22 protein-coding genes, 2 tRNA genes and 2 rRNA genes are annotated in these 22831 nt (G+C 57.0%); 13 read left to right on the forward strand and 13 right to left on the reverse strand.

The genetic code is table 11. From position 1 onward, the window contains the following. Positions 1-12: 12 nt before the first annotated feature. From AB1J88_RS05135 to AB1J88_RS05155, 5 genes are all read right to left on the reverse strand, one after another. On the reverse strand, positions 13-447 hold the full coding sequence (locus AB1J88_RS05135; RefSeq protein ID WP_430290407.1) for a GNAT family N-acetyltransferase: 435 nt from the start codon (positions 445-447) through the stop codon (positions 13-15). Positions 448-553: 106 nt separating this feature from the next. After that, a complete protein-coding gene (locus AB1J88_RS05140; protein WP_430290408.1) occupies positions 554-1279 on the reverse strand; it encodes an alpha/beta fold hydrolase in 726 nt (241 codons plus the stop codon). Positions 1280-1379: 100 nt separating this feature from the next. Next, entirely contained in the window at positions 1380-2303 is a 924-nt protein-coding gene (locus AB1J88_RS05145) for a LysR family transcriptional regulator (protein WP_430290409.1), read from the reverse strand. Positions 2304-2334: 31 nt separating this feature from the next. Next, a complete protein-coding gene (locus AB1J88_RS05150) occupies positions 2335-2499 on the reverse strand; it encodes a DUF2986 domain-containing protein (RefSeq protein WP_108182898.1) in 165 nt (54 codons plus the stop codon). 48 nt (positions 2500-2547) lie between these two features. Next, positions 2548-3246 carry a phytanoyl-CoA dioxygenase family protein gene (locus tag AB1J88_RS05155; protein WP_041074679.1) on the reverse strand — a complete coding sequence of 233 codons (699 nt, stop codon included), beginning with the start codon at positions 3244-3246 and terminating at the stop codon, positions 2548-2550. 278 nt (positions 3247-3524) lie between these two features. On the opposite strand from AB1J88_RS05155, the gene AB1J88_RS05160 reads away from it, so the two are divergent. Together AB1J88_RS05160 and AB1J88_RS05165 are read left to right on the forward strand one after the other, a co-directional pair. Next, positions 3525-4220 carry a tRNA (adenine(22)-N(1))-methyltransferase gene (locus AB1J88_RS05160; protein ID WP_430290410.1) on the forward strand — a complete coding sequence of 232 codons (696 nt, stop codon included), beginning with the start codon at positions 3525-3527 and terminating at the stop codon, positions 4218-4220. Positions 4221-4292: 72 nt separating this feature from the next. Continuing rightward, entirely contained in the window at positions 4293-4772 is a 480-nt protein-coding gene (locus AB1J88_RS05165) for a MerR family transcriptional regulator (protein ID WP_330206826.1), read from the forward strand. Positions 4773-4787: 15 nt separating this feature from the next. Here the strand turns inward: AB1J88_RS05165 and AB1J88_RS05170 are convergent, their stop codons facing one another. Then, on the reverse strand, positions 4788-5792 hold the full coding sequence (locus AB1J88_RS05170) for an acetoacetate decarboxylase (ADC) (RefSeq protein ID WP_430290411.1): 1005 nt from the start codon (positions 5790-5792) through the stop codon (positions 4788-4790). Positions 5793-5826: 34 nt separating this feature from the next. Next, a complete protein-coding gene (locus AB1J88_RS05175) occupies positions 5827-6564 on the reverse strand; it encodes a type 1 glutamine amidotransferase domain-containing protein (RefSeq protein WP_430290412.1) in 738 nt (245 codons plus the stop codon). A 248-nt stretch (positions 6565-6812) separates the two neighbouring features. Here AB1J88_RS05175 and AB1J88_RS05180 point away from each other — a divergent pair, with 248 nt between their 5' ends. Together AB1J88_RS05180 and AB1J88_RS05185 are read left to right on the forward strand one after the other, a co-directional pair. Then, positions 6813-7892: a saccharopine dehydrogenase family protein gene (locus AB1J88_RS05180; protein WP_430290413.1), complete on the forward strand. Its 1080-nt coding sequence runs from the start codon at positions 6813-6815 to the stop codon at positions 7890-7892. 74 nt (positions 7893-7966) lie between these two features. Next, entirely contained in the window at positions 7967-9199 is a 1233-nt protein-coding gene (locus AB1J88_RS05185) for an NADH:flavin oxidoreductase/NADH oxidase family protein (RefSeq protein WP_430290415.1), read from the forward strand. A 65-nt stretch (positions 9200-9264) separates the two neighbouring features. Here the strand turns inward: AB1J88_RS05185 and AB1J88_RS05190 are convergent, their stop codons facing one another. Continuing rightward, positions 9265-9825: a fasciclin domain-containing protein gene (locus tag AB1J88_RS05190; protein ID WP_003224301.1), complete on the reverse strand. Its 561-nt coding sequence runs from the start codon at positions 9823-9825 to the stop codon at positions 9265-9267. Positions 9826-9944: 119 nt separating this feature from the next. Further along, positions 9945-10367 carry an SgcJ/EcaC family oxidoreductase gene (locus tag AB1J88_RS05195; RefSeq protein ID WP_430290416.1) on the reverse strand — a complete coding sequence of 141 codons (423 nt, stop codon included), beginning with the start codon at positions 10365-10367 and terminating at the stop codon, positions 9945-9947. Between the two features lie 53 nt (positions 10368-10420). Here AB1J88_RS05195 and AB1J88_RS05200 point away from each other — a divergent pair, with 53 nt between their 5' ends. Then, positions 10421-10714, forward strand: coding sequence for a hypothetical protein (locus AB1J88_RS05200; protein WP_198759954.1), 294 nt, complete (start codon positions 10421-10423; stop codon positions 10712-10714). Between the two features lie 165 nt (positions 10715-10879). Next, a complete protein-coding gene (locus AB1J88_RS05205) occupies positions 10880-11314 on the forward strand; it encodes a GFA family protein (RefSeq protein ID WP_430290417.1) in 435 nt (144 codons plus the stop codon). A 19-nt stretch (positions 11315-11333) separates the two neighbouring features. Here the strand turns inward: AB1J88_RS05205 and AB1J88_RS05210 are convergent, their stop codons facing one another. Next, positions 11334-11852 carry a DUF1993 domain-containing protein gene (locus tag AB1J88_RS05210; RefSeq protein WP_108182890.1) on the reverse strand — a complete coding sequence of 173 codons (519 nt, stop codon included), beginning with the start codon at positions 11850-11852 and terminating at the stop codon, positions 11334-11336. Positions 11853-11976: 124 nt separating this feature from the next. Further along, on the reverse strand, positions 11977-12369 hold the full coding sequence (locus AB1J88_RS05215) for a MerR family transcriptional regulator (protein ID WP_430290419.1): 393 nt from the start codon (positions 12367-12369) through the stop codon (positions 11977-11979). Positions 12370-12443: 74 nt separating this feature from the next. Between AB1J88_RS05215 and AB1J88_RS05220 the strand changes: the two genes are divergently transcribed. Beyond that, on the forward strand, positions 12444-13523 hold the full coding sequence (locus AB1J88_RS05220) for an SDR family oxidoreductase (RefSeq protein WP_430290420.1): 1080 nt from the start codon (positions 12444-12446) through the stop codon (positions 13521-13523). A 145-nt stretch (positions 13524-13668) separates the two neighbouring features. On the opposite strand, the gene AB1J88_RS05225 is transcribed toward AB1J88_RS05220, so the two are convergent. Further along, a complete protein-coding gene (locus AB1J88_RS05225; protein WP_430290421.1) occupies positions 13669-14790 on the reverse strand; it encodes an SMP-30/gluconolactonase/LRE family protein in 1122 nt (373 codons plus the stop codon). Between the two features lie 234 nt (positions 14791-15024). Here AB1J88_RS05225 and AB1J88_RS05230 point away from each other — a divergent pair, with 234 nt between their 5' ends. Together AB1J88_RS05230 and AB1J88_RS05235 are read left to right on the forward strand one after the other, a co-directional pair. Further along, on the forward strand, positions 15025-16140 hold the full coding sequence (locus AB1J88_RS05230) for a saccharopine dehydrogenase family protein (protein ID WP_430290422.1): 1116 nt from the start codon (positions 15025-15027) through the stop codon (positions 16138-16140). A 2-nt stretch (positions 16141-16142) separates the two neighbouring features. After that, positions 16143-16634, forward strand: coding sequence for a DUF2269 family protein (locus AB1J88_RS05235; RefSeq protein WP_174377282.1), 492 nt, complete (start codon positions 16143-16145; stop codon positions 16632-16634). 8 nt (positions 16635-16642) lie between these two features. Here the strand turns inward: AB1J88_RS05235 and AB1J88_RS05240 are convergent, their stop codons facing one another. After that, positions 16643-17095, reverse strand: coding sequence for a thiol-disulfide oxidoreductase DCC family protein (locus AB1J88_RS05240; protein WP_041074706.1), 453 nt, complete (start codon positions 17093-17095; stop codon positions 16643-16645). 686 nt (positions 17096-17781) lie between these two features. Here AB1J88_RS05240 and AB1J88_RS05245 point away from each other — a divergent pair. The 4 genes from AB1J88_RS05245 to AB1J88_RS05260 all read left to right on the forward strand — a co-directional run bounded on the left by AB1J88_RS05245 (position 17782) and on the right by AB1J88_RS05260 (position 22720). Further along, positions 17782-19318, forward strand: a 16S ribosomal RNA gene (locus AB1J88_RS05245). An 81-nt stretch (positions 19319-19399) separates the two neighbouring features. Next, positions 19400-19476 (forward strand) — tRNA-Ile (locus AB1J88_RS05250). A 29-nt stretch (positions 19477-19505) separates the two neighbouring features. After that, a tRNA-Ala gene (locus AB1J88_RS05255) sits at positions 19506-19581 on the forward strand. A 247-nt stretch (positions 19582-19828) separates the two neighbouring features. After that, a 23S ribosomal RNA gene (locus AB1J88_RS05260) occupies positions 19829-22720 on the forward strand. Together the 16S and 23S rRNA genes with 2 tRNA genes alongside form the textbook arrangement of a ribosomal RNA operon. The last annotated feature ends 111 nt before the right edge of the window (positions 22721-22831 follow it).

Genomic DNA, 22831 nt, shown 5'->3' on the forward strand with positions numbered 1-22831 from the left:
GGCTGCTGACTGTCAGGTGCCGGTCCATGACATTTCGATATGCGTGTCTGTTGTGCCAGTCCGGCGAAAGCCCAGTCGTTCATAGAGCTTTTGCGCCAATGTGTTCGTGCGAAAAGCGCCCAACTGCAACGGCACCTTGCGGGCAGCGGCTTGCAGCTGGAGGTTCCTCAAAATGCGCGAGCCAATGCCCTTGCCTTGGTACGCCTGCGAAATAGCGATGTTCTGAACCTGGATTCGATCCTCTTTATCCAGAATCTGCACGTATCCAATAATCCGGCCATCTTGTTCAATAACCGAAGTGGCTGCGCAGGCGAATTCCGCTGTGAAATTTGCCCGTTGCCACTTCTCATCCCAGCCCCATATTTTCTCGATGTGCTCGCGAAAGACTGCGCGATGCAAGTCAAAGAGGGTTGTCTGGTCACCATCGGTGGCGGGGCGTAGCGTCATGCGGGTCTCTGATTTGTGCTTTTGGCTGTTGCTGAGGCTAGCGGCTGCAACAATAAACGGCAATTCGGATTGATCATGGCTGCGGCATCTGACTGCCCCCGGACAATTACAACGCTACCCGCTCCAGAAACTGCCTGACCTCCAACGAATACGCCACCGGATGCGAGAACCGGAACATATGCCCGGTTCTCGGCATGATGACTTCCTGCGCGCCTTTTATGCCATTCAGCAGGATCCGCGCAGCCTGTTTACCGATCAACCTGTCTTCCTCGGGCGTGAGTATCAGCGTCGGTACGTCGATCTTTGACAGCAGGTCGGTGTAGTCGACGTTCTCGATCGAGCGCACGCGGTTGACGTAGGCCTTGTGCGGGGTGTGCTTGATGAAGAAAGCGCGGCTCCTGGCAGCTGACCAAGGGATTTCACCTTCCTTGTCGAACGATGAAGCCAGTTGCGCGGCGTGGAAGCGCAGGGTCGCCTGGCGATAAAACGGCCCGGAGAAAAACGGCGCCAGTGCGGCCAGCGTTTTCAGCAGGGGCGAGGTGATCGGGCTTCTGGCGAAACCGCCGGACAGCACCAGGCCCTTGAGGCCTTTTGGCTGGCGCGTTGCAACAGCGATCGAGGCGACCGCGCCGTAGGAGTCGCCCACCAGCACGTAGCATTCGAGATCTTTCACTTGATCAACGATGAAGTTGGCGAGCGTTTCCAGATCAGCGACGTCGTCCGGTAAGCGCAACGTACGCATGGCGCGGTGCTGCAAGTGGCTGAGTTGGTTGAGCTGCCACGGCGCACCGGCGAAGCAAGGGACCATGACCAGCGTGGGCTCGGTTTGCATGAGAATTCCAGGGATGTTGAACGGATGTCCGCACTCTAGGAGCACCGAGGCGCGCGATCCAATGGCATTGGTGCAGCCTCTCGATGCACCAGATCGATCATCAGTCGCCGATCAGCATTCTGGTGATCCATTCAACCTCCGGCTCGTTGGCGCGCCCGCGCGCGCGGACGACGAAGACCTCCCAGGTCGGCAGCGGCAAAGGCAACTCAAAAATGCTCAGCTGTGCGGCTTCCTGCAGCTGTAAAGCGATGCGTTCGGCGACCACGGCAATCGATTCCGATGCGCCGATCATGAACGGTACCGCCAGAAAGCTCGGGCAGGTGACGCTGACCTTGCGGCTGCGACCGAGCTGTTCCAGCGCGTCATCGACCGCGCCGCGGGCATCGCCACGGGGCGAAATCAGAACGTGCGGCAGGCGAGTGAAGTCATCCAGCGTCATGTGCAGTTTCCTGCCGCGCTTGACCAATGCCGGATGTCCTTTGCGGGCGATGCCGACAAAACGCTCCTTGTGCGCGAACTGGCAATCAAAGCGTTGCGGCACCTGCGCAAACGAACCCGAACCCAGCACCAGGTCGATCTCACCGGCGTCCAGCAAGCGCATCGCCGATTCGCCATCCACTGGACCGAGTTTCAGCATCATCTCAGGCGCCGCCGCCTGAAGTTTCGCCAGCGCCGGGGCGATGACGGTCAACACGGCGTAATCGGTGGCCGCTACCGACAGTGTCGCCTGCAGACGCGCCGGATCGAATGGCCCCCGTGGGCTGGCGACCAACCGTACCGACTCGAGCACCGCTGCCACTCTGGGCATCAGTTCGGTGGCCAGCGGCGTCGGCGCCATGCCACGGGGATTGCGAATGAACAACTGATCATCAAACGCTGTGCGCAACCGCGACAGGGCATGGCTAGTGGCCGACTGCGACAGATGCAGGCGCTGCGCCGCACGCCCGACGTGCCTTTCCGCCCAAAGCGCCTCAAGCACCACTAGAAGATTGAGGTCGAAACGCGTCAGGTCCAGTGGCTTCATAGGGGGTTGGCCTTTTTACATTTCGGCGCTTTTATAAAGCGTTTTCGCAGCTCTCAACCGGTTCGGCGGCCGCTTCGGCAGCCATCTTTGCGCGGTCGGCCTTGCTGATGTATTTGGGCTTTTTCGGCGCCAGTTTGGCGCTGGCCTTTTTGGCCTTTTCCTTGAACAACTGCTGCAGTTTCTTTTGGCGGTTCATGTTTCTACTCGGTGAAGTGGAGCCGGGCATGTGCCCATCAAGCGCGCATTAAATCCGGGTCGCAGCCATTTGGCGAGCCTGTTGCAGCGATGCGGGATCAAACTGCTCACGGGTGTCCATTCGCACACCGCGCAAGCCCGCTGTTTCCAGCTGCGTCCTATACAGTGCCTGCGCGCAATAGTTGATCAGAATAGAGCGCCGACGTGCGCCATTCACGTTGCGACTGCCCGCGTGGATCAGATCGACGTCAAACAGCAAAATGTCCCCCGCAGTCCCTGAAAGCTGCACGACAGCAGTCTCGTCGTTGGGGTCGAATGGTGGCTGTTGTGGTGAAGGTCGGTGACTGCCCGGGACGATGCGCGTGGCGCCGTTGTCGGGGCCGTAGTCGTCGAAAAAGGCGATGGCGTTGACCATGTCGCCGGGCCGCTGAATCGACAAGTCGCGGTGCAGTTGCTGATGGCCGCCACCGGCCAGCGGTTCGCGACCCTCGACCTGGGACAGGAAGTAGCGTTCGCCAATCAACTCGCCTGCCACCGTCAGAACCTGCGGCAAGCGACACACCGCTTGCACCGTTGCATCCAGGTCCAGCAGCGAATGGCGCCAGTCCATGCCGCGCGGGACCGGCCAGTGTTCCGAAGCTTGCACATTTGCATCGAATACCGCGCGCAGGTCGGCGAGCCAATTCCCCGGGATCGCATCGCGCAGCAGCGCGTAACCTTGCCGGTGAAGCTGCTCGCGCTCGATCATGGCTTCGGTAACGTCAGGAAATCGCTGGTCAGCAGCGCGCCGAGGGCTGTGTTCAAGATTGATCTTTTCCAAGAGTGCATGTGTTGTTTTGCGACAGGACTGCGCGCAGATTCGTAGACCGGTTGCAATGAGGATAGCCGACGCATGCGCCTCTGCATCGAGGCTACGTCGGAACACCGGCGCGCGCGTCCGGATTTGAAATACCCGCCACCGCCCGCTAGAGTCGCGCCCCTTGTCCGGCCAGCAGTGCCGGCGATGGCTGGGGAAGAGGGCGGCAGTTGAACGAACACACATTGTCCATGCGACTGGAGCGGGTGGCGGCGCATGTACCGGCTGGCGCGCGGTTGGCGGATATCGGCTCGGATCACGGCTATCTGCCGGTGGCTCTGATGCGCCGTGGCGCCATCGTTGCGGCGGTGGCCGGCGAGGTAGCGCAGACACCGTTCCATGCCGCGGTGCGCACGGTGCGCGACAACGATCTTCAGCCGTTCATCACTGTGCGTCTGGCCAGTGGCCTGGCGGCGATCGATCCGGACGACGAGATTTCCGCGATCAGCCTTTGTGGCATGGGCGGCGAGACGATTCGCGACATTCTTGACAGCGGCAAGGCGCGTCTGCGCGGTCACGAGCGGCTGATCCTGCAACCCAACGGCGGCGAGCAACCCCTGCGCCGATGGCTGATGGACAACGGCTACCGCATCCTCGACGAGGAAGTGCTGCAGGAAAACCGTTTCTTCTACGAAATCATCGTCGCCGAGCGCGGCGCACCGCTGAGCTACAGCGCCGAACAGTTGTACTTCGGCCCGTTGCTGATGCAGACGCGCAGCCCGGCATTCATCGCCAAATGGCAGCGCTTGTTAAGGCAGAAACAGAAAACCCTTAACAGTCTCAAACAGGCGCGCCAGGCTGTGCCCGAGGAGAAGCTGGAAGAGGTTGCGCGGCAGGTGCAGTGGATGACTGAGTTGCTGGCGTGATTTGCCGTGTTGGCTGTTGCACTCCTTCAGGTTTAAAGTCAGCTTAAAGGTTAACGTGCTGCGGAGTCGGACATGAGAATTGGTGAACTGGCAAAAATCAGCGGACTGGCGCCATCGCGTATCCGTTTTTACGAGGCGAGCGGGTTGATCACTTCGGTCGCGCGCAAAGCCAATGGCTATCGCGATTACGCCCCCGACACACAGTGGGTGTTGCATATCATCACCGGCGCGCAGGCGGCAGGTTTCTCCCTGGAGGAAATCCGTCAGTTGATGCCGATGAACGCGAGTGGCTGGCAGCATGACCAGTTGCTCAGTGGCTTGAAGCAAAAGGTCGAAGAAATCGAGGTGCTGCAGCAACGGTTGGCGCAGAACAAGGAACAACTGCTGCTGGTCATCAAAGGGATCGAAGGCAAACCTGCGGGGATGGCGTGTGCGGACAATGCGCAGAGGCTGATCCAACGGCTGTGCGAAGAAGGCGTGGCTTCTGCGCCCGACAAGCAGCCAGCAGCTGCGGCAAGAAAAGCAAACGCCCGTCAGGCATCCAGAGTCTGACGGGCGTTACCGCTTTCAGCGATTGCCAACCAGCGTGGCAAGCGGTTTTGGCGCATAGAGCGCACTCTGGAACTCAGGGACATATTCGTACTTGAGCATTTTCCCCAGCTTCAAGTCGCGCAAGTAATTCGACAGGCTGCCATCGCCCAGTGTCAGCGTGGCGGCATCCGCGTCCCGGCTGGAACCGTGGCTGAGTTGGCGCGAAACCGCGTAGCCATAGGCCAGTCGGCCCTGGTGATCGAGGTTGGTAAAGCTGCTGGTGACGATATCCTCATCGCGCGACAGTTTGTCGAGCTTCTTCGCGGTGAAGGACACGTCCGGTTTGCCGGTCTGGCTGTCGCTGATCTCATAGATCACGGATTGCCCGTTTTCTTTGCGATCAATCCCGGTCAGCCACTTCGGCAGGTTGTATCCGACCACTCCGCGCACCCGCGCCAGCTCGGTATTGACCGGCAACTTGAGCACATAACCCCAGAAATCTTCTGACATCGACTGGCCAATCAACGTGAGCGGGCCCAGGTTGGCTTTGCCGGGTTTGTTGGTGATGATCGACACGGCAACTTCGTTATAGGCGTCGTTATCGCAATGCTCGTAGGTGTACGCAGTGAATGCGATCAAGCCACGTCCTGGCCAGACTTGCAGCGGCTGCACGGTGGCCAGTATTTCGGGCGGCATCAACGCCCGGAGCCGGTCGAGGTCGGCGGTGTAGATCGCCGTGACACGACTGTTCTGGTAGTAGAAGTTTGGCGAAAACGACTCGAAGCCAATGTCGACCTTGTGCTTTTCCAATCCTTTGAACCAGCTCAAATCAACGCCCGGGACTTCGGCGGCAATCACCGACAACGGCGGATTGGAGCGAAAGCGGTCATACAGGCCACCCTTGACGACGGGCACCGGGTGGCCGGCGATATCGATTGTGGTGGTTTCGGTCGGGTTGGGCATTTCAGGTGTCTCCGCCAACGCATGGTTGGCCATTGAGCTGAACAGCAATCCTGTCAATACGGTGCTTGCGAGTTTCAATCGGTCTTTCTCCGGGTAGGAACTACTTGAAGGTTCAGCGAGCTGTGTGGTCGCCAGCGAGCACCGCCATCACGGCTTCAGCCACGGCGTTGGGCGATTGAGGGTTCTGGCCGGTCACTAGTCTTCCATCGGTAATGGCAAACGAAGTGAACGGCAGCCAGCCCTTGCGGTAGTGCGCGCCCTGGCTCACCAAGCGGTCCTCAAGAAAGAATGGCACCTGATTTTTCATGCCCGAGAGCAGCTCTTCGCGGTCAGAGAAACCGGTGATGTTTCGGTTCTTGATGATCAATTGGCCTTGGCTGTCCTTCAGATCCAGCAGACCCGCTACGCCATGGCACACGGCCGACACGATGCCGCCCTGGTTGTAGATGGTTTCGGCGACACGGCGCAGGTCAGGGTTGTCGGGAAAGTCCCACATGACGCCATGGCCCCCGGTGAAGTAGATGACGCCGAAGCGGGACGGATCGACCTCGGCGATCGGCAGCGTATTGGCCAGGCGCGCGCGGAACGCAGGGGACTGCAAGTGCTCCCGCGCAGCCTTGTCCATGTACAACCAGCCCAGACTGCGTTCGTCCAGAGGCACCGCGCCACCCTTGGGGCTGGCAAACACAGTGGTGTAGCCGGCGGCTTCCACCACATCGGTGAAGTGGGTCAGTTCGGTCAGCCACAACCCGGTGGTATCGGTTCGAGAGGGATAACTGGCGTGATTGGTCATGATCACCAGGATCTGGCGATCCTTGATCGCCGCCGACTCAGCATTTGCAAACGTCATGAAAGCACCACCTATCAATAACAGGGCAGAGGAAACAAGGGTCTTGAGCATCTTCCGGGCTCCATCGAGCAAGCAGGTCGGAGCATGCTCACCTTAAACCTCGCTTTAAGGTCAACCCCGCTGCTGCGAATAGTTTGTGTCGATGCCGTCGGACTTTCGCTTGACCCTCAACCTGACTTTAACGCTAGCGTCTGAAGCTGATTGGGCAAGGCAATAATGCCGGTCATCAATCCACTCAGGAGCCAGGCATGAGTCAGCAAGACCAACCGGATACACCGATGAAATGGATGATTTATGGCGCCAACGGCTATACCGGCGAGCTGATCGCTCGCGATGCCGTCAGGCGTGGACTCAGGCCGGTGTTGGCCGGACGTAGCCGCGACAAGGTCGAAGTGTTGGCCCGGGAACTGGGTCTCGAAGCCCGGGTGTTCGGTCTGGACGACCCTGCGCGGTTGCTGGCGCAGATCAAGGGCCACGGTTTGATTCTGCATTGCGCGGGGCCGTTTTCCGCGACCGCCGCGCCGATGATCGAGGCTTGCCTGCGAGCCGGCGCACACTATCTGGACATCACTGGCGAGATTGCCGTATTCGAACATGCGCAGTCTCTAAATGAGCGGGCGCGGGCAGCGGGGTCAGTCATTTGCCCCGGCGTCGGCTTCGATGTAGTCCCGACCGATTGTGTCGCCGCCGCCCTGAAAGACGCGCTGCCGGATGCGACGCATCTGGCGCTGGGCTTCGATTCACGTTCGAGCTTTTCACCCGGCACTGCCAAGACTTCAATCGAAGGCCTGGCGCAGGGTGGCAAGGTCCGACGCGACGGCAAGATCGTTTCCGTGCCGCTGGCCTATCGGGTACGGCGTATCGATTTCGGTGCCGGGGAGAAGCTGGCGATGACCATCCCCTGGGGCGATGTGTCCACCGCCTGGCACACCACCGGCATCGCCAATATCGAGGTGTTCATACCGGGTTCGGCGGGGATGATTCGCGGCGCCAGGCTCGCCAACTGGATTCGTCCGTTGCTGGGACTGTCGTTTGTGCAGCGGCTGCTCAAGGCGCGCATCGGCAAGACAGTGACCGGCCCGGATCAGGCAAAGCGTGCTGACCAAGGCACCTATGTGTGGGGCGAGGCCCGCAATGCTCGCGGTGAAAGCAAAGTCGCCCGCGTGCACACCGCAAACGTTTACAGCCTGACGATCGACGCTGCGTTGACGGTGGTCGGCTATCTGTTGCAGACAACACCACCCGGCGGTGCCTACACACCTGCGCGGTTGCTGGGCGCGGATCTGGTGACGCACTTGCCAGGGTCCAGCGAAGTCAACATTGAATGACCTTGAAAAAAGTCGTTGACCTTAAAGTTGACTTCAATCTTATGGTGACCTCATCTCCAGTTGAGGACTGCCCCATGAATGTGTTCGACGCCCTGACCTTACCCAACGGTTCAACCATCAAGAACCGCATCGCCAAAGCCGCCATGGAAGAAAACATGGCGGACGCCGACCAGGCGCCCTCTGCAGAACTGATGCGTCTGTATCAGGCATGGGCCGACGGTGGTGCCGGGCTGATTATCACCGGCAACGTGATGGTCGACGGCCGCGCCATGACCGGGCCGGGCGGCGTGGTGCTGCAGGATGATCAGCAACTCGACAAGTTCGAGCGCTGGGCGCGGATCGGCCGTTCTGCCGGTGCGCAGTTCTGGTTGCAGATCAATCATCCGGGGCGCCAGATGCAGTCCAACCTCGGGCAGAAAACCTGGGCGCCGTCAGCGGTGCCGCTGGAGCTGGGCAAACTGTCCAAGCGTTTCGCCACGCCCCACGCCATGACCGCCAGTGTGATTGAGGACGTCATTCAGCGTTTTGCGCGCACCGCACGCTTGGGTGAACAGGCCGGCTTCACTGGGGTGGAAATCCATGCCGCTCATGGCTATCTGTTGAGCCAGTTTCTCTCGCCACTGACCAATCAAAGGACGGACGAGTGGGGCGGCTCTCTGCAGAACCGTGCGCGGTTATTGGTCGAGATCGTCAAGGCAGTCAGGGCAGTGGTTTCTGCAGAGTTTGCCGTAGCGGTCAAACTCAATTCTGCCGATTTCCAGCGCGGCGGATTCACCGCTGACGACGCGAAAAAGGTCGTTGAGTTGCTCAACGATCTGGGCGTGGATCTGGTGGAACTGTCCGGCGGCAGCTACGAAGTCCCGGCCATGCAGGGTGAGGCGCGCGATGGTCGCACGTTGGCTCGTGAGGCCTATTTCGTCGAGTTTGCCCGGGACATCCAGACCGTTGCGAAAATGCCGGTGATGGTCACGGGGGGCATTCGTCGTCGCCCGGTGGCCGAAAACGTCGTGCAGAGTGGTGTGGACATGGTCGGCATCGGCACCGCGTTGGCCATCGATCCGTACCTGCCGCGCGACTGGCAGCAGGGCAAGGACAACGCCCCGCAATTGCCGCCGATCACTTGGAAAAACAAGGCCGTTGCCGCCCTGGCGAACATGGCGGTGGTGAAGTTTCAGCTGGGTAAACTCAGTCGGGCGAAAAAGCCTGATCCGGGGGTGTCGCCGTTGCGCGCGCTGATACTGCAGCAGATCGGCATGGCGTTTCGCACTCGGCAATATCGACGCTGGGTGGAAAAGCGTTCGGCGTGAGTCGCAAGGCATTTCAATCGTGACGTTGGCGGACGCTCTGACGAGAGCCCGCCCACGTCAACCGGTCAGTTCGGCATCAGCACCGTATCGACCACATGAATCACACCATTGGATTGCATGACATCCGCGATGGTGACGGCAGCTTTTCCACCTTTGGCGTCCTGCACCCACAGCTTGCCGTCGTGCAGCATCACGGTCAGCGATTCGCCCTGGACGGTTTTCAGCATCACTTTGCCGCCGTGCATTTTGGCGTCGTCCATCAGCTGTTTGGCAGTGTGAGTGCCGGCTACGACGTGGTAAGTCAGGATCTTCGTCAGGTCCGCCTTGTGTTCAGGCTTGACCAAGGTATCGACCGTGCCGGCGGGCAGTTTTGCGAAGGCTTCGTTGGTGGGGGCGAAGACCGTGAACGGGCCCTTGCTGTTGAGCGTATCCACCAGCCCGGCGGCCTTGACCGCAGCGACCAGGGTCGTGTGATCCTTGGAGTTGACTGCGTTTTCGACGATGGTCTTCGTCGGATACATGGCCGCGCCGCCAACCATCACGGTATCGGCGGCAAAGCTGGATCCGGCGCCGAGGCAGAGCAGGGTGAAGCAAGCGACAGCAAGGCGTTTGATGAGCATGTGCATGGTGCGTCTCCTTGATTCTTCGACCCTTCGAATGAGGGTGTTGAATGTACGGAGCAGGGGGTGAAACGGATGCAGCATGCAGCGAAAAACCTTTTGCGGTACGCCGAAACGGATTACCGCTAATCACGCAGGGTGGCTTCACCTGTGCGCGGGTTGGTCAGGGTCACATTCTCCAGCGCTCTGATGCGCCAAGCCTCGTTCTGCCTGATCAGCACCGCGAGAATCAGCGTATCCACCACATGCGCCCCGGCCGGATGTGCAGCACCGGCCGACAAACGACTCCAGAAATGAATGATCGCCACCCCGTCAGCCACAGGATCAATATCGATCAGTTCATTCTCAAGAGTGGAGTCACGATAGATCGTCTGGTGAATGGGCGCGTGCAGCGCAACGATCTGCTCGACGCCCCGAACGAAGTGGCCGAAACGATTGACGAACGTCGCTTGCGGATCGAACAGAGCTCCGAGTGCCGCCATGTCGTGAGCGTTCCAGGCTGCCTGGAATGCGCCTGGAGCGTCTTCGGGTTTATTTATCTGAGTCATGGCCGGGGCCTCGCAGATCGTTAGAATGCGCTTTTAAACATAAGAAACTCAGTATGGATGTACAAGCGCTCGAAAGTAGCGACGTTTTATCGTTCACGTTGGATCAGGCACATCGCTGTTTCGAAATGGTCGTCAGCCTGAAGGACGGCTGCCGATGCAAACTGACGGCGTGGAATATCGATGGCGCAGAGTTGCCCATCAGTCTCGGTGCTCTGCACATTCAAAATTCTCGCGTCCTCGGAGAGCTGGAAGGGATCAGCTTTGTTGAAAACGTTCTAACTATCGAGGGCGATTTTGGCGATATGTCTATCGAGGCGGACACGGTTTTGGTCGAAAAGCTGATTTAGGCTTTGAGCGCAAAGGGAAGGATCGCCCTCTCGATAGACGATTCCATTCAAATCTCTGTCAACGCTTGGCGCAATACATTCTGTCTGTAACCTGAGGTTCTGCCGGCGCGCTTGTTTCTAAACCTGACGCCAGCGCCTGATCAATCATTTTCCAAGGAGGTCCCCATGACAACAGGGCAGTGTCTTTGCGCGGCAGTACGCTTTTCCCTCACGGTGGAACCGCGCTTTTTCTATCGCTGCCACTGCTCACTGTGCCGCAAACAGACCGGTGTCGGGTTCAACCTCGCTACTCTGGTCAGCGCTCGGGACTTTCGTTGGGACGCAGGGCAGGACTCGATCAACAGTTGGATCAAATCCAGCGGCTACAGAAATGACTTCTGCGCACAGTGCGGCTCGACCGTGCCCAACCCACTTCGCGAATCGCCTTACGTGTGGATTCCGCTCGGACTGCTTGATGAGGATCTGAGCATGGAATGCGTTGGCGATTTCTGTGTGGACGATGCCATGTCATGGGATACGCAGCGTTCAACGCAGAGTTATCACAGGGCGGTGGAGTCACTGGCGTTTCTTCTGCAAAAACTCCGGGTCAACCCTGATTGACCCGAAGCTCGCGCTGCAATTACTTCCTTAGATACGCAAACATGTGTTGCACATAATCCGCCTTGCCCAGCGGCACACCGTTGTGGCGCAGGATGTTGTACGCGGTGATCAGGTGAAAGTAGAACTGCGGCATCGCCCAGTCCACGGCGTATTCGCGGCCGGTCATGTCGAAGGCGATGCCGTTTTGCAGTTCGAGGGCGATTTTCTTGTCCGCGCTGGCGTCAATCTGCGCCGGATCTGCCGCCGCCAGCATCTCCAGTGTGCTGTCGATCAATGCCTTGGCCGCCGCCATGTTTTCGGGCGGTGTGAGCTTGGTCAGCGGTTGTTGTGTCAGCCGCTGCACGGCGTCCTGTGCCTGGGTGCAGGTGTATTGAACCTGCATCGCGAGGTTGTGCATGTCCGGGGCCAGACGTGCGTCGAGCAGAACTTGCGCGTCGTAGCCGCGCTCAAGGGCGTAAGCCTCGCTCTTGGACAGGATGGCCGCCAGCGAGCGCAACATCTGAGCGAAACGAGGAAGGGTCATTGCATGGATCGACATGGTTATTCCCTGTGTAGTCATTCAAAGGTGAGACCTCGGTGGCGAAGGGTAGTCGATTCGCTGTCGAAAATAACCGCGGCAGCACACTTTGCGCAGGAGCCTCCCCACGGCATTTGCCGTAGGTTCAATGATTGACAGCGTCGCGCAACTGTTGAAGCTCAAGTTGCCTGGCAGCACTCGCTTCAAGGGCCGCACGCTCTACATCCAGATACCGATGAATGCTTTGGAGGTTGGCGATTTTCTGTTTGATTTCGGCCATCTTCTTTTCAATCAGCTTCGCGCCGTCAGCACAATCGATCAGCTTGTTGCGCTGCGCATCCAGAATCTCGCCTATTTCTCCCAAGGAAAATCCCATGCTTTGCGCGCGCTGGATAAAATCCAGATCCTGCAGGGTTTGCTCGGTGTAGACACGATAGTTGTTGGTTTGCCGCAGCGGTGAGATCAGGCCGATTTGCTCGTAGTAACGCAAGGTATGACGGCTGGCGCCGCTGCGAGCCTCGAGTTCGCCGATTTTCATGAAAACACCGCTTGACTGTAGAGTGGGGTCGATACTTTACGCTGGATTTCTCACCTTCAACAAGGAACAGGGAAATGAGCGTGGAGTGCTTTGTCACGGGGGGAACCGGCTTTATCGGTCAACATTTGCTGGCGAACCTGAGTGCAAAAGGTCACACCCTTCGGGTGTTGATGCGTCGCCCGGAGCGGCTGGCTGCGTTGCGCGAGCAAGTTGATAGTTTAGGCGGGTGCGCGACACGGGTGTTTGCCGTGGCTGGCGATCTGGAGCAGGACAATCTCGGGCTGAGCCTGGTTGATCAGGAGGTTCTGAGGCGCGCCAGCGTCATTTTCCACCTGGGCGCCCACTTTGCATGGGGGCTTTCGGTGGAGCAGTCTCGTGCGGTGAATGTGCAGGGGGCAAAGCGTGTGGCGCTGTTGGCGGCTGAGCAAAAAAGCCGTTTAGTGATGATCGGCGGCTACATGCTGAACAATCATGAACATCTGCAACGCATCGGCATTGATCCTCGTCAGCCGGAGTTGACGAATTGGCCCGCCGTCTACCGACGTGTCGGTGGTTACGAGGCAAGCAAACTGGAGGCGCATTTTGCGAGCCTGGAGGTGATGTCCGCCAAGGGCGGGGAGATGACCGTTGTCCACCCTGCGACGGTCTGTGGCCACAGCCGCACGGGGCATATCCTTGACGGCCAGCCTTTGGTGGCGCTGATACGCAACCTGGTGCAGGGCAAGCTGACCGCAGTGCCCGGTTCAGCCGAGCACTGGCTGCCACTGGTCACCGTGGATTATCTGGTCGAACTGGTGGCCGTTTGTGCTTTTGATCCTGCCATGGTGGGGCAGGAACTGCTGGCGCTTGATGATCAAACGCCAAACTTGCGAGAACTCCTGGCACAGGTGGCTAAGCCTTTGGGCTTGAAGTCTCCCAAACATCACATTTCACTTCGACTGCTGAAGTGGCTATTGAGTATTCCTCCGGTCGCGTGGTTTTTGAATACAAAACCCGAAGCCTTGGACTTTATCCAGACCACTCGTTTCAACACAGCGGCGGTCGAGCGGTTTGCCAACAGGCATGGAATAGTCAAACCGGACATACGTCAGGCTTTGCAGCACACGGCAACGTTCGTCAACGCGTATTACATAGCCAAGGGCCAGGCACTCTGACGTCTCCCTTGGGCGGCGTCGTCGATACAGGGCGGCATTCTATCGAACGACAATTCAGCGACAAGGATCGTCACCGCGCAGCCTCGGATGCGCGGCAGGATCTTGTTTCGCTACTCACGGAACTGTCGCGAGACCGGCGTTGTTTTTACAACGCAAACGTAGTCCCACGCGTATTTACAAACAACGAGTAGATCGAGTGACTACTGGCCATGAACAGTCGATTGCCTTCGCGTCCGCCGAAGCACAGGTTCGGGCAGCGCTCTGGCAGCGAAATGTGCCCGATGGCCTTGCCCTGCGAATTAAAAACACGCACGCCGTCGAGTTTTTCCAGGTCGGCCTTGGGATCACCATTGCCGCCCCAGCCACACCACAGGTTGCCCGCTTCGTCGCATTTGATGCCGTCAATCGCGGCATAGTCCAAGCCTTCGATGTGCTTGCGGCGTTCGCCCAGGGTGCCGTCGTCTTTCACCGCAATCGCCCAGATCAGGCGATTGGGCTTGGCGCGACCTTCGACGACATACAGGGTCTTTTCATCGGGAGAAAAGCACAGGCCGTTGGGGCCGTTGAGGTCGTCGATTACCCGAGTGACTTTTTGGCTCCCGCCGTCGATGCGGTACACAGCATGGGGTTGGCTCGGGGTGACTTTGTGGCCTTCGTAGTTGTTGCCGGTCTGGAATGGTGGGTCAGTGAACCAGATCGAGCCGTCACTTTTGCAGACGATGTCGTTGGGTGAGTTGAAGGGCTTGCCGTCGAAACTGTCGGCCAGCACGGTGATCGTGCCATTGTATTCGGTGCGCGTGATGCGGCGCCCTTCGCGAGTGGTGGTGGAGCCTTCGCAAACGATCAGACGCCCTTGGCGATCCCGGCACATGCCGTTGGAGAAGTTTGAGTGTTCGCGGTACACGGTGAAGGAGTCGGTGATTTCGTCCCAGCGCATGATGCGATTATTGGGGATGTCGCTGACCAACAGATAGCGGCCATCACCGACCCACACCGGTCCTTCTGCCCAGCGCATGCCGGTGGCGAGTTTTTCAACACTGGCGTTGAAAATACGCAGGTCCAGGAAGCTGTCGTCGAGGATGTGAATCAGTGGATCAGGGTAGCGCTGACTCAAGGGTTCGGCGGCATCGGAGAAGCGGGGCAGTGCGGCGCTGCCGACGGTGGCGAGCGTGGCGGAAACAGCGAGCGACTTTTTCAGGAAACTGCGGCGGGTATTGCCTTTCGTTTGATCAAGGCTTTCAGGCTTGGCGGACAGGAATGAGTCCATGTAGCGATCTCCGTGGTTTTATTTTTGTTGAGGAGACGTAGTAATACCCTGTGATAAGACATCGTACAAGTCGATATGGCATCGCCAGTGCTGCATGTTATCCCGGTGACTGGAATCGATCTGGCCGATACGGCGCTACCTCTACCCACGCTGTCTTGCCTGGCCCGGTGATATCAGGGAAGCTGCGCCGAACCCGGTTGCGGGGCAGTTGTTGAATTGTTCAGGGAAGCGTTGATGGCACTCAGGGTGTTGGTTGTTGGCGGGTATGGAAACTTTGGCAGCATCGTTTGTCGGCATCTGATCGATATGCCGGGCATCGAACTGGCGATCTCGGGGCGCGATCCGCAGAAGCTGGAGCGCAAGGTCGCTGAGTTGGGGGCGAGCTGCGAAAGCTGGTGTGGTGATGCGATGGGCGGAGGGTTCGCCGCTGCTCTGCGTGCAATGAATATTCAACTGGTGATCCACACGGGCGGTCCGTTTCAGGGGCAATCCTATGCGGTGGCCGAAAGCTGCATCGAGGCGGGCGTCAACTATTGCGATCTGGCGGACTGCCGGACGTTCGTCAATGGCATCGGCGTACTCGATGCCCGAGCGAGAGAGGCCGGTGTCGCCATCCTCAGTGGTTGCAGTTCGGTGCCGACGCTGTCGTCGGCGATCATCGATGAGCAGCGCCATCGCTTCAAACGCATCGACTCGATCGAGCACGGCATTTCCTCGTCAGCGAAAATGCCGGGGTTGTCGACGATCGAGGGGGTGCTGGCGTATGCGGGCAAACCGATCCGCCAACTGCGCAATGGTCAAGTGCATGAGGTGATGGGCTGGGAAGACCTGACCCTGCGCAAGCTGCAGAATCTGGGCACTCGTGCGCTGGCCAATGTTGATGTACCGGACATGGACATCTTTGCCAGCCGGTTTGGTGCGCACACGTTGAGTTTCAAGGCTGGCGCTGGCCTCAAGCTTGGCGGCGTGGCCAATTATCTGTTTGCGCTGGCGATGAGGAAGGGGCTGGTGCGTGACCACAGGGTGTGGGCCGCCAGGTTGCATCGCTGGGGGACATGGTTTGAGCGTTTCGGTGATGGCAAAAGTGCGATGTATATAGATGTGCGGGGTGTCGGAATGAACGACCTGCCGTTGTCGATGACGGCGCAACTGACCGCGCTGAATGACAAGGGGCCGGAGATCCCTAGTTGTGCTGCCGTCGCTCTGGCCGCGAAGATCGCCCGAGGTTACCTGCCCGAACCGGGTGCCCGTCCTTGTGTCGGTGAGATCAGCGTCGACGAATACATGGCAGCGATCAACGATCCGCAGAATCTTTGCCTGTCTGTGATGTTCTCTGACGGGATGTGGTGAGCATGCTTTATCTGAGCGTGAAGTACGTGCATGTCATCGCTGCGATTTTCCTCTTCGGCTTCGGCATGGGTTCCTATCTGTACCTGATTGCCGCCAGCCGTACGGCCAATCCACAAGTGATCGCGCATGTGGCGAAAATGGTGGTGCGTTATGACGCCTGGATCACCACGCCGGCGGGCTTCATCCAGATCGCGACGGGTTATTGGCTGATAAGGCTTTCCGGGTTGCCCTTGACCACGGACTGGGTGCTGATGTCGCTGATCCTGTTCTTGATAGTGGGATCGCTCTGGCTGCCGGTGCTGTTGCTGCAGAAACGTTTGCAAGGGATGGCGGCGGACGCGGTGCAATGTGGGGCAGGGGTGGATGCTGATTACCGGGCTGTTTATCGACAGTGGTTCTGGATGGGCGTTTGCGGGTTTCTCGGGATGTTCGTGATTGTCTTGATGATGGTGACGAAAATGACGCCGGGGCAGTGGCTGCAGTTGATGCTGTAGCGGAGCATTCACATTGGCGACTTGAGAAAGCGACGTTCGTGATCGGGGTCGGGCAACAGGCAGGTGTCGTACTTGCCGAAGATCCGATAGCGATTCAGTGCCACGCGGTCGTAGGTCCAGTCTCTAAGTGCTTGTGGGAAAACTCGCAGAAGCCTGACCGGCGACCAACGAGCCGGCAGTTGTGCAATCACTTCGAAGAACGCATCGGAGCGCACCCAGTAATGCTCGTCGCGGATCACCGCCATCGTGTCGAACTCGTCGACCGGAAGACCGGCCCATGCCAGCAACGCCTGACCTTCTGGCGATTGCACTGCCGCCAGGCGCACTCGCTGCTTGTTGTCATGACGAATCAGAAAACGCGCCCAGCCGTTGCATAGCTTGCAGACGCCGTCGAACAGCACCACGGTCTCGCCTGGATTGAGCAAGGGGGCTGGAGTGGGGCGTATTCGGGAATCGGGCATGGGGGACGATCCAGGCAGTTGGGCTGTCATTGTGAAGCATCACCGGAAATTGTTTCAGGTGATGGACCGGATGCTGCGCATCCGCTGACGTTGCGTCTATATATAAGCAGGCTTTTTCGGTGTCTCGACAGAAAACTGAAATTAACGGTTGACGGCAGATTCTGGAGGTCTATAATTCGCCCCACTTCCGGCGCAGTCGAAACGGAAAACTCCTTGAGATTCAATGAGTTACGCGGTTTTCGACAGTGGGTTGCTTCAGTTCATCGAAGCCTGGAAGGAGTTAAAAGAGCGGTGATGTTTGGCTCTTTTGACGGTTCGATCTTCTCGGTCGAAAGCGGAGAAAAAGAGGTGTTGACAGCAGCGTGTAACGCTGTAGAATTCGCCTCCCGCTAACGAGAGATCGGAAGCGCAAGTGGTTGAAGTTGTTGAAGAATTCTTCGAAAGCTTCTGAAAATAATCACTTGACAGCAAATGAGGCTGCTGTAGAATGCGCGCCTCGGTTGAGACGAAAGATCTTAACCAATCGCTCTTTAACAACTGAATCAAGCAATTCGTGTGGGTGCTTGTGGAGTCAGACTGATAGTCAACAAGATTATCAGCATCACAAGTTACTCCGCGAGAAATCAAAGATGTAACCAACGATTGCTGAGCCAAGTTTAGGGTTTCTTAAAAACCCAAAGATGTTTGAACTGAAGAGTTTGATCATGGCTCAGATTGAACGCTGGCGGCAGGCCTAACACATGCAAGTCGAGCGGATGAAAGGAGCTTGCTCCTGGATTCAGCGGCGGACGGGTGAGTAATGCCTAGGAATCTGCCTGGTAGTGGGGGACAACGTTTCGAAAGGAACGCTAATACCGCATACGTCCTACGGGAGAAAGCAGGGGACCTTCGGGCCTTGCGCTATCAGATGAGCCTAGGTCGGATTAGCTAGTTGGTGAGGTAATGGCTCACCAAGGCGACGATCCGTAACTGGTCTGAGAGGATGATCAGTCACACTGGAACTGAGACACGGTCCAGACTCCTACGGGAGGCAGCAGTGGGGAATATTGGACAATGGGCGAAAGCCTGATCCAGCCATGCCGCGTGTGTGAAGAAGGTCTTCGGATTGTAAAGCACTTTAAGTTGGGAGGAAGGGTTGTAGATTAATACTCTGCAATTTTGACGTTACCGACAGAATAAGCACCGGCTAACTCTGTGCCAGCAGCCGCGGTAATACAGAGGGTGCAAGCGTTAATCGGAATTACTGGGCGTAAAGCGCGCGTAGGTGGTTTGTTAAGTTGGATGTGAAATCCCCGGGCTCAACCTGGGAACTGCATCCAAAACTGGCAAGCTAGAGTATGGTAGAGGGTGGTGGAATTTCCTGTGTAGCGGTGAAATGCGTAGATATAGGAAGGAACACCAGTGGCGAAGGCGACCACCTGGACTGATACTGACACTGAGGTGCGAAAGCGTGGGGAGCAAACAGGATTAGATACCCTGGTAGTCCACGCCGTAAACGATGTCAACTAGCCGTTGGGAGCCTTGAGCTCTTAGTGGCGCAGCTAACGCATTAAGTTGACCGCCTGGGGAGTACGGCCGCAAGGTTAAAACTCAAATGAATTGACGGGGGCCCGCACAAGCGGTGGAGCATGTGGTTTAATTCGAAGCAACGCGAAGAACCTTACCAGGCCTTGACATCCAATGAACTTTCCAGAGATGGATTGGTGCCTTCGGGAACATTGAGACAGGTGCTGCATGGCTGTCGTCAGCTCGTGTCGTGAGATGTTGGGTTAAGTCCCGTAACGAGCGCAACCCTTGTCCTTAGTTACCAGCACGTTATGGTGGGCACTCTAAGGAGACTGCCGGTGACAAACCGGAGGAAGGTGGGGATGACGTCAAGTCATCATGGCCCTTACGGCCTGGGCTACACACGTGCTACAATGGTCGGTACAGAGGGTTGCCAAGCCGCGAGGTGGAGCTAATCCCATAAAACCGATCGTAGTCCGGATCGCAGTCTGCAACTCGACTGCGTGAAGTCGGAATCGCTAGTAATCGCGAATCAGAATGTCGCGGTGAATACGTTCCCGGGCCTTGTACACACCGCCCGTCACACCATGGGAGTGGGTTGCACCAGAAGTAGCTAGTCTAACCTTCGGGAGGACGGTTACCACGGTGTGATTCATGACTGGGGTGAAGTCGTAACAAGGTAGCCGTAGGGGAACCTGCGGCTGGATCACCTCCTTAATCGACGACATCAGCTGCTCCATAAGTTCCCACACGAATTGCTTGATTCATTGAAGAAGACGATAGAAGCAGCCCGAAATTGGGTCTGTAGCTCAGTTGGTTAGAGCGCACCCCTGATAAGGGTGAGGTCGGCAGTTCGAATCTGCCCAGACCCACCAATTTTTGTGTGGGAAACCTGTAGAAATACGGGGCCATAGCTCAGCTGGGAGAGCGCCTGCCTTGCACGCAGGAGGTCAGCGGTTCGATCCCGCTTGGCTCCACCACCACTGCTTCTGAAGTTTGAAAGCTTAGAAATGAGCATTCCATCGCTGTGATGGTGAATGCTGATTTCTAGTCTTTTGATTAGATCGTTCTTTAAAAATTTGGGTATGTGATAGAAAGATAGACTGAACGTTACTTTCACTGGTAACGGATCAGGCTAAGGTAAAATTTGTGAGTGACTCTTAAGAGTTTTGCGAATTTTCGGCGAATGTCGTCTTCACAGTATAACCAGATTGCTTGGGGTTATATGGTCAAGTGAAGAAGCGCATACGGTGGATGCCTTGGCAGTCAGAGGCGATGAAAGACGTGGTAGCCTGCGAAAAGCTTCGGGGAGTCGGCAAACAGACTTTGATCCGGAGATGTCTGAATGGGGGAACCCAGCCATCATAAGATGGTTATCTTGTACTGAATACATAGGTGCAAGAGGCGAACCAGGGGAACTGAAACATCTAAGTACCCTGAGGAAAAGAAATCAACCGAGATTCCCTTAGTAGTGGCGAGCGAACGGGGACTAGCCCTTAAGTGGCTTTGAGATTAGCGGAACGCTCTGGAAAGTGCGGCCATAGTGGGTGATAGCCCTGTACGCGAAAGTCTCTTAGTCATGAAATCGAGTAGGACGGAGCACGAGAAACTTTGTCTGAATATGGGGGGACCATCCTCCAAGGCTAAATACTACTGACTGACCGATAGTGAACTAGTACCGTGAGGGAAAGGCGAAAAGAACCCCGGAGAGGGGAGTGAAATAGATCCTGAAACCGTATGCGTACAAGCAGTGGGAGCAGACTTTGTTCTGTGACTGCGTACCTTTTGTATAATGGGTCAGCGACTTATTTTCAGTGGCGAGCTTAACCGAATAGGGGAGGCGTAGCGAAAGCGAGTCTTAATAGGGCGTCTAGTCGCTGGGAATAGACCCGAAACCGGGCGATCTATCCATGGGCAGGTTGAAGGTTAGGTAACACTGACTGGAGGACCGAACCGACTACCGTTGAAAAGTTAGCGGATGACCTGTGGATCGGAGTGAAAGGCTAATCAAGCTCGGAGATAGCTGGTTCTCCTCGAAAGCTATTTAGGTAGCGCCTCATGTATCACTGTAGGGGGTAGAGCACTGTTTCGGCTAGGGGGTCATCCCGACTTACCAAACCGATGCAAACTCCGAATACCTACAAGTGCCGAGCATGGGAGACACACGGCGGGTGCTAACGTCCGTCGTGAAAAGGGAAACAACCCAGACCGTCAGCTAAGGTCCCAAAGTTATGGTTAAGTGGGAAACGATGTGGGAAGGCTTAGACAGCTAGGAGGTTGGCTTAGAAGCAGCCACCCTTTAAAGAAAGCGTAATAGCTCACTAGTCGAGTCGGCCTGCGCGGAAGATGTAACGGGGCTCAAACCATACACCGAAGCTACGGGTATCACGCAAGTGATGCGGTAGAGGAGCGTTCTGTAAGCCTGTGAAGGTGAGTTGAGAAGCTTGCTGGAGGTATCAGAAGTGCGAATGCTGACATGAGTAACGACAATGGGTGTGAAAAACACCCACGCCGAAAGACCAAGGTTTCCTGCGCAACGTTAATCGACGCAGGGTTAGTCGGTCCCTAAGGCGAGGCTGAAAAGCGTAGTCGATGGAAAACAGGTTAATATTCCTGTACTTCTGGTTATTGCGATGGAGGGACGGAGAAGGCTAGGCCAGCTTGGCGTTGGTTGTCCAAGTTTAAGGTGGTAGGCTGAGATCTTAGGTAAATCCGGGATCTTAAGGCCGAGAGCTGATGACGAGTTACCTTTCAGGTGACGAAGTGGTTGATGCCATGCTTCCAAGAAAAGCTTCTAAGCTTCAGATAACCAGGAACCGTACCCCAAACCGACACAGGTGGTTGGGTAGAGAATACCAAGGCGCTTGAGAGAACTCGGGTGAAGGAACTAGGCAAAATGGCACCGTAACTTCGGGAGAAGGTGCGCCGGTGAGGGTGAAGGACTTGCTCCGTAAGCTCATGCCGGTCGAAGATACCAGGCCGCTGCGACTGTTTATTAAAAACACAGCACTCTGCAAACACGAAAGTGGACGTATAGGGTGTGACGCCTGCCCGGTGCCGGAAGGTTAATTGATGGGGTTAGCTAACGCGAAGCTCTTGATCGAAGCCCCGGTAAACGGCGGCCGTAACTATAACGGTCCTAAGGTAGCGAAATTCCTTGTCGGGTAAGTTCCGACCTGCACGAATGGCGTAACGATGGCGGCGCTGTCTCCACCCGAGACTCAGTGAAATTGAAATCGCTGTGAAGATGCAGTGTATCCGCGGCTAGACGGAAAGACCCCGTGAACCTTTACTATAGCTTTGCACTGGACTTTGAATTTGCTTGTGTAGGATAGGTGGGAGGCTTTGAAGCGTGGACGCCAGTTCGCGTGGAGCCATCCTTGAAATACCACCCTGGCAACTTTGAGGTTCTAACTCAGGTCCGTTATCCGGATCGAGGACAGTGTATGGTGGGTAGTTTGACTGGGGCGGTCTCCTCCTAAAGAGTAACGGAGGAGTACGAAGGTGCGCTCAGACCGGTCGGAAATCGGTCGTAGAGTATAAAGGCAAAAGCGCGCTTGACTGCGAGACAGACACGTCGAGCAGGTACGAAAGTAGGTCTTAGTGATCCGGTGGTTCTGTATGGAAGGGCCATCGCTCAACGGATAAAAGGTACTCCGGGGATAACAGGCTGATACCGCCCAAGAGTTCATATCGACGGCGGTGTTTGGCACCTCGATGTCGGCTCATCACATCCTGGGGCTGAAGCCGGTCCCAAGGGTATGGCTGTTCGCCATTTAAAGTGGTACGCGAGCTGGGTTTAGAACGTCGTGAGACAGTTCGGTCCCTATCTGCCGTGGACGTTTGAGATTTGAGAGGGGCTGCTCCTAGTACGAGAGGACCGGAGTGGACGAACCTCTGGTGTTCCGGTTGTCACGCCAGTGGCATTGCCGGGTAGCTATGTTCGGGAAAGATAACCGCTGAAAGCATCTAAGCGGGAAACTTGCCTCAAGATGAGATCTCACTGGAACCTTGAGTTCCCTGAAGGGCCGTCGAAGACTACGACGTTGATAGGTTGGGTGTGTAAGCGCTGTGAGGCGTTGAGCTAACCAATACTAATTGCCCGTGAGGCTTGACCATATAACACCCAAGCAATCTGAATGCTCGAAAGAGACCAGATTGCGGTGTGTGAAGACGCAATGAACCGAAAGTTCGCGCTGCTCACAAAGCACCTGTATCACATACCCGATT

It is taken from the genome of Pseudomonas sp. S8 (genome assembly GCF_050473925.1).
GTDB classification, from domain to species: domain Bacteria; phylum Pseudomonadota; class Gammaproteobacteria; order Pseudomonadales; family Pseudomonadaceae; genus Aquipseudomonas; species Aquipseudomonas parakoreensis.

Excerpts from the sequence above, each read along its gene's own strand:
- AB1J88_RS05210 (WP_108182890.1), bottom strand. The coding sequence starts at position 11,852 with ATGTCGATCCATGCAATGACCCTTCCTCGTTTCGCTCAGATGTTGCGC.
- AB1J88_RS05175 (WP_430290412.1), bottom strand. The coding sequence starts at position 6,564 with ATGACGTTTGCAAATGCTGAGTCGGCGGCGATCAAGGATCGCCAGATC.
- AB1J88_RS05220 (WP_430290420.1), top strand. The coding sequence starts at position 12,444 with ATGAGCGTGGAGTGCTTTGTCACGGGGGGAACCGGCTTTATCGGTCAA.
- AB1J88_RS05195 (WP_430290416.1), bottom strand. The coding sequence starts at position 10,367 with ATGACTCAGATAAATAAACCCGAAGACGCTCCAGGCGCATTCCAGGCA.
- AB1J88_RS05140 (WP_430290408.1), bottom strand. The coding sequence starts at position 1,279 with ATGCAAACCGAGCCCACGCTGGTCATGGTCCCTTGCTTCGCCGGTGCG.
- AB1J88_RS05205 (WP_430290417.1), top strand. The coding sequence starts at position 10,880 with ATGACAACAGGGCAGTGTCTTTGCGCGGCAGTACGCTTTTCCCTCACG.
- AB1J88_RS05165 (WP_330206826.1), top strand. The coding sequence starts at position 4,293 with ATGAGAATTGGTGAACTGGCAAAAATCAGCGGACTGGCGCCATCGCGT.
- AB1J88_RS05235 (WP_174377282.1), top strand. The coding sequence starts at position 16,143 with ATGCTTTATCTGAGCGTGAAGTACGTGCATGTCATCGCTGCGATTTTC.
- AB1J88_RS05240 (WP_041074706.1), bottom strand. The coding sequence starts at position 17,095 with ATGCCCGATTCCCGAATACGCCCCACTCCAGCCCCCTTGCTCAATCCA.
- AB1J88_RS05190 (WP_003224301.1), bottom strand. The coding sequence starts at position 9,825 with ATGCACATGCTCATCAAACGCCTTGCTGTCGCTTGCTTCACCCTGCTC.
- AB1J88_RS05155 (WP_041074679.1), bottom strand. The coding sequence starts at position 3,246 with ATGATCGAGCGCGAGCAGCTTCACCGGCAAGGTTACGCGCTGCTGCGC.
- AB1J88_RS05225 (WP_430290421.1), bottom strand. The coding sequence starts at position 14,790 with ATGGACTCATTCCTGTCCGCCAAGCCTGAAAGCCTTGATCAAACGAAA.
- AB1J88_RS05145 (WP_430290409.1), bottom strand. The coding sequence starts at position 2,303 with ATGAAGCCACTGGACCTGACGCGTTTCGACCTCAATCTTCTAGTGGTG.
- AB1J88_RS05135 (WP_430290407.1), bottom strand. The coding sequence starts at position 447 with ATGACGCTACGCCCCGCCACCGATGGTGACCAGACAACCCTCTTTGAC.
- AB1J88_RS05150 (WP_108182898.1), bottom strand. The coding sequence starts at position 2,499 with ATGAACCGCCAAAAGAAACTGCAGCAGTTGTTCAAGGAAAAGGCCAAA.
- AB1J88_RS05200 (WP_198759954.1), top strand. The coding sequence starts at position 10,421 with ATGGATGTACAAGCGCTCGAAAGTAGCGACGTTTTATCGTTCACGTTG.
- AB1J88_RS05185 (WP_430290415.1), top strand. The coding sequence starts at position 7,967 with ATGAATGTGTTCGACGCCCTGACCTTACCCAACGGTTCAACCATCAAG.
- AB1J88_RS05215 (WP_430290419.1), bottom strand. The coding sequence starts at position 12,369 with ATGAAAATCGGCGAACTCGAGGCTCGCAGCGGCGCCAGCCGTCATACC.
- AB1J88_RS05230 (WP_430290422.1), top strand. The coding sequence starts at position 15,025 with ATGGCACTCAGGGTGTTGGTTGTTGGCGGGTATGGAAACTTTGGCAGC.
- AB1J88_RS05180 (WP_430290413.1), top strand. The coding sequence starts at position 6,813 with ATGAGTCAGCAAGACCAACCGGATACACCGATGAAATGGATGATTTAT.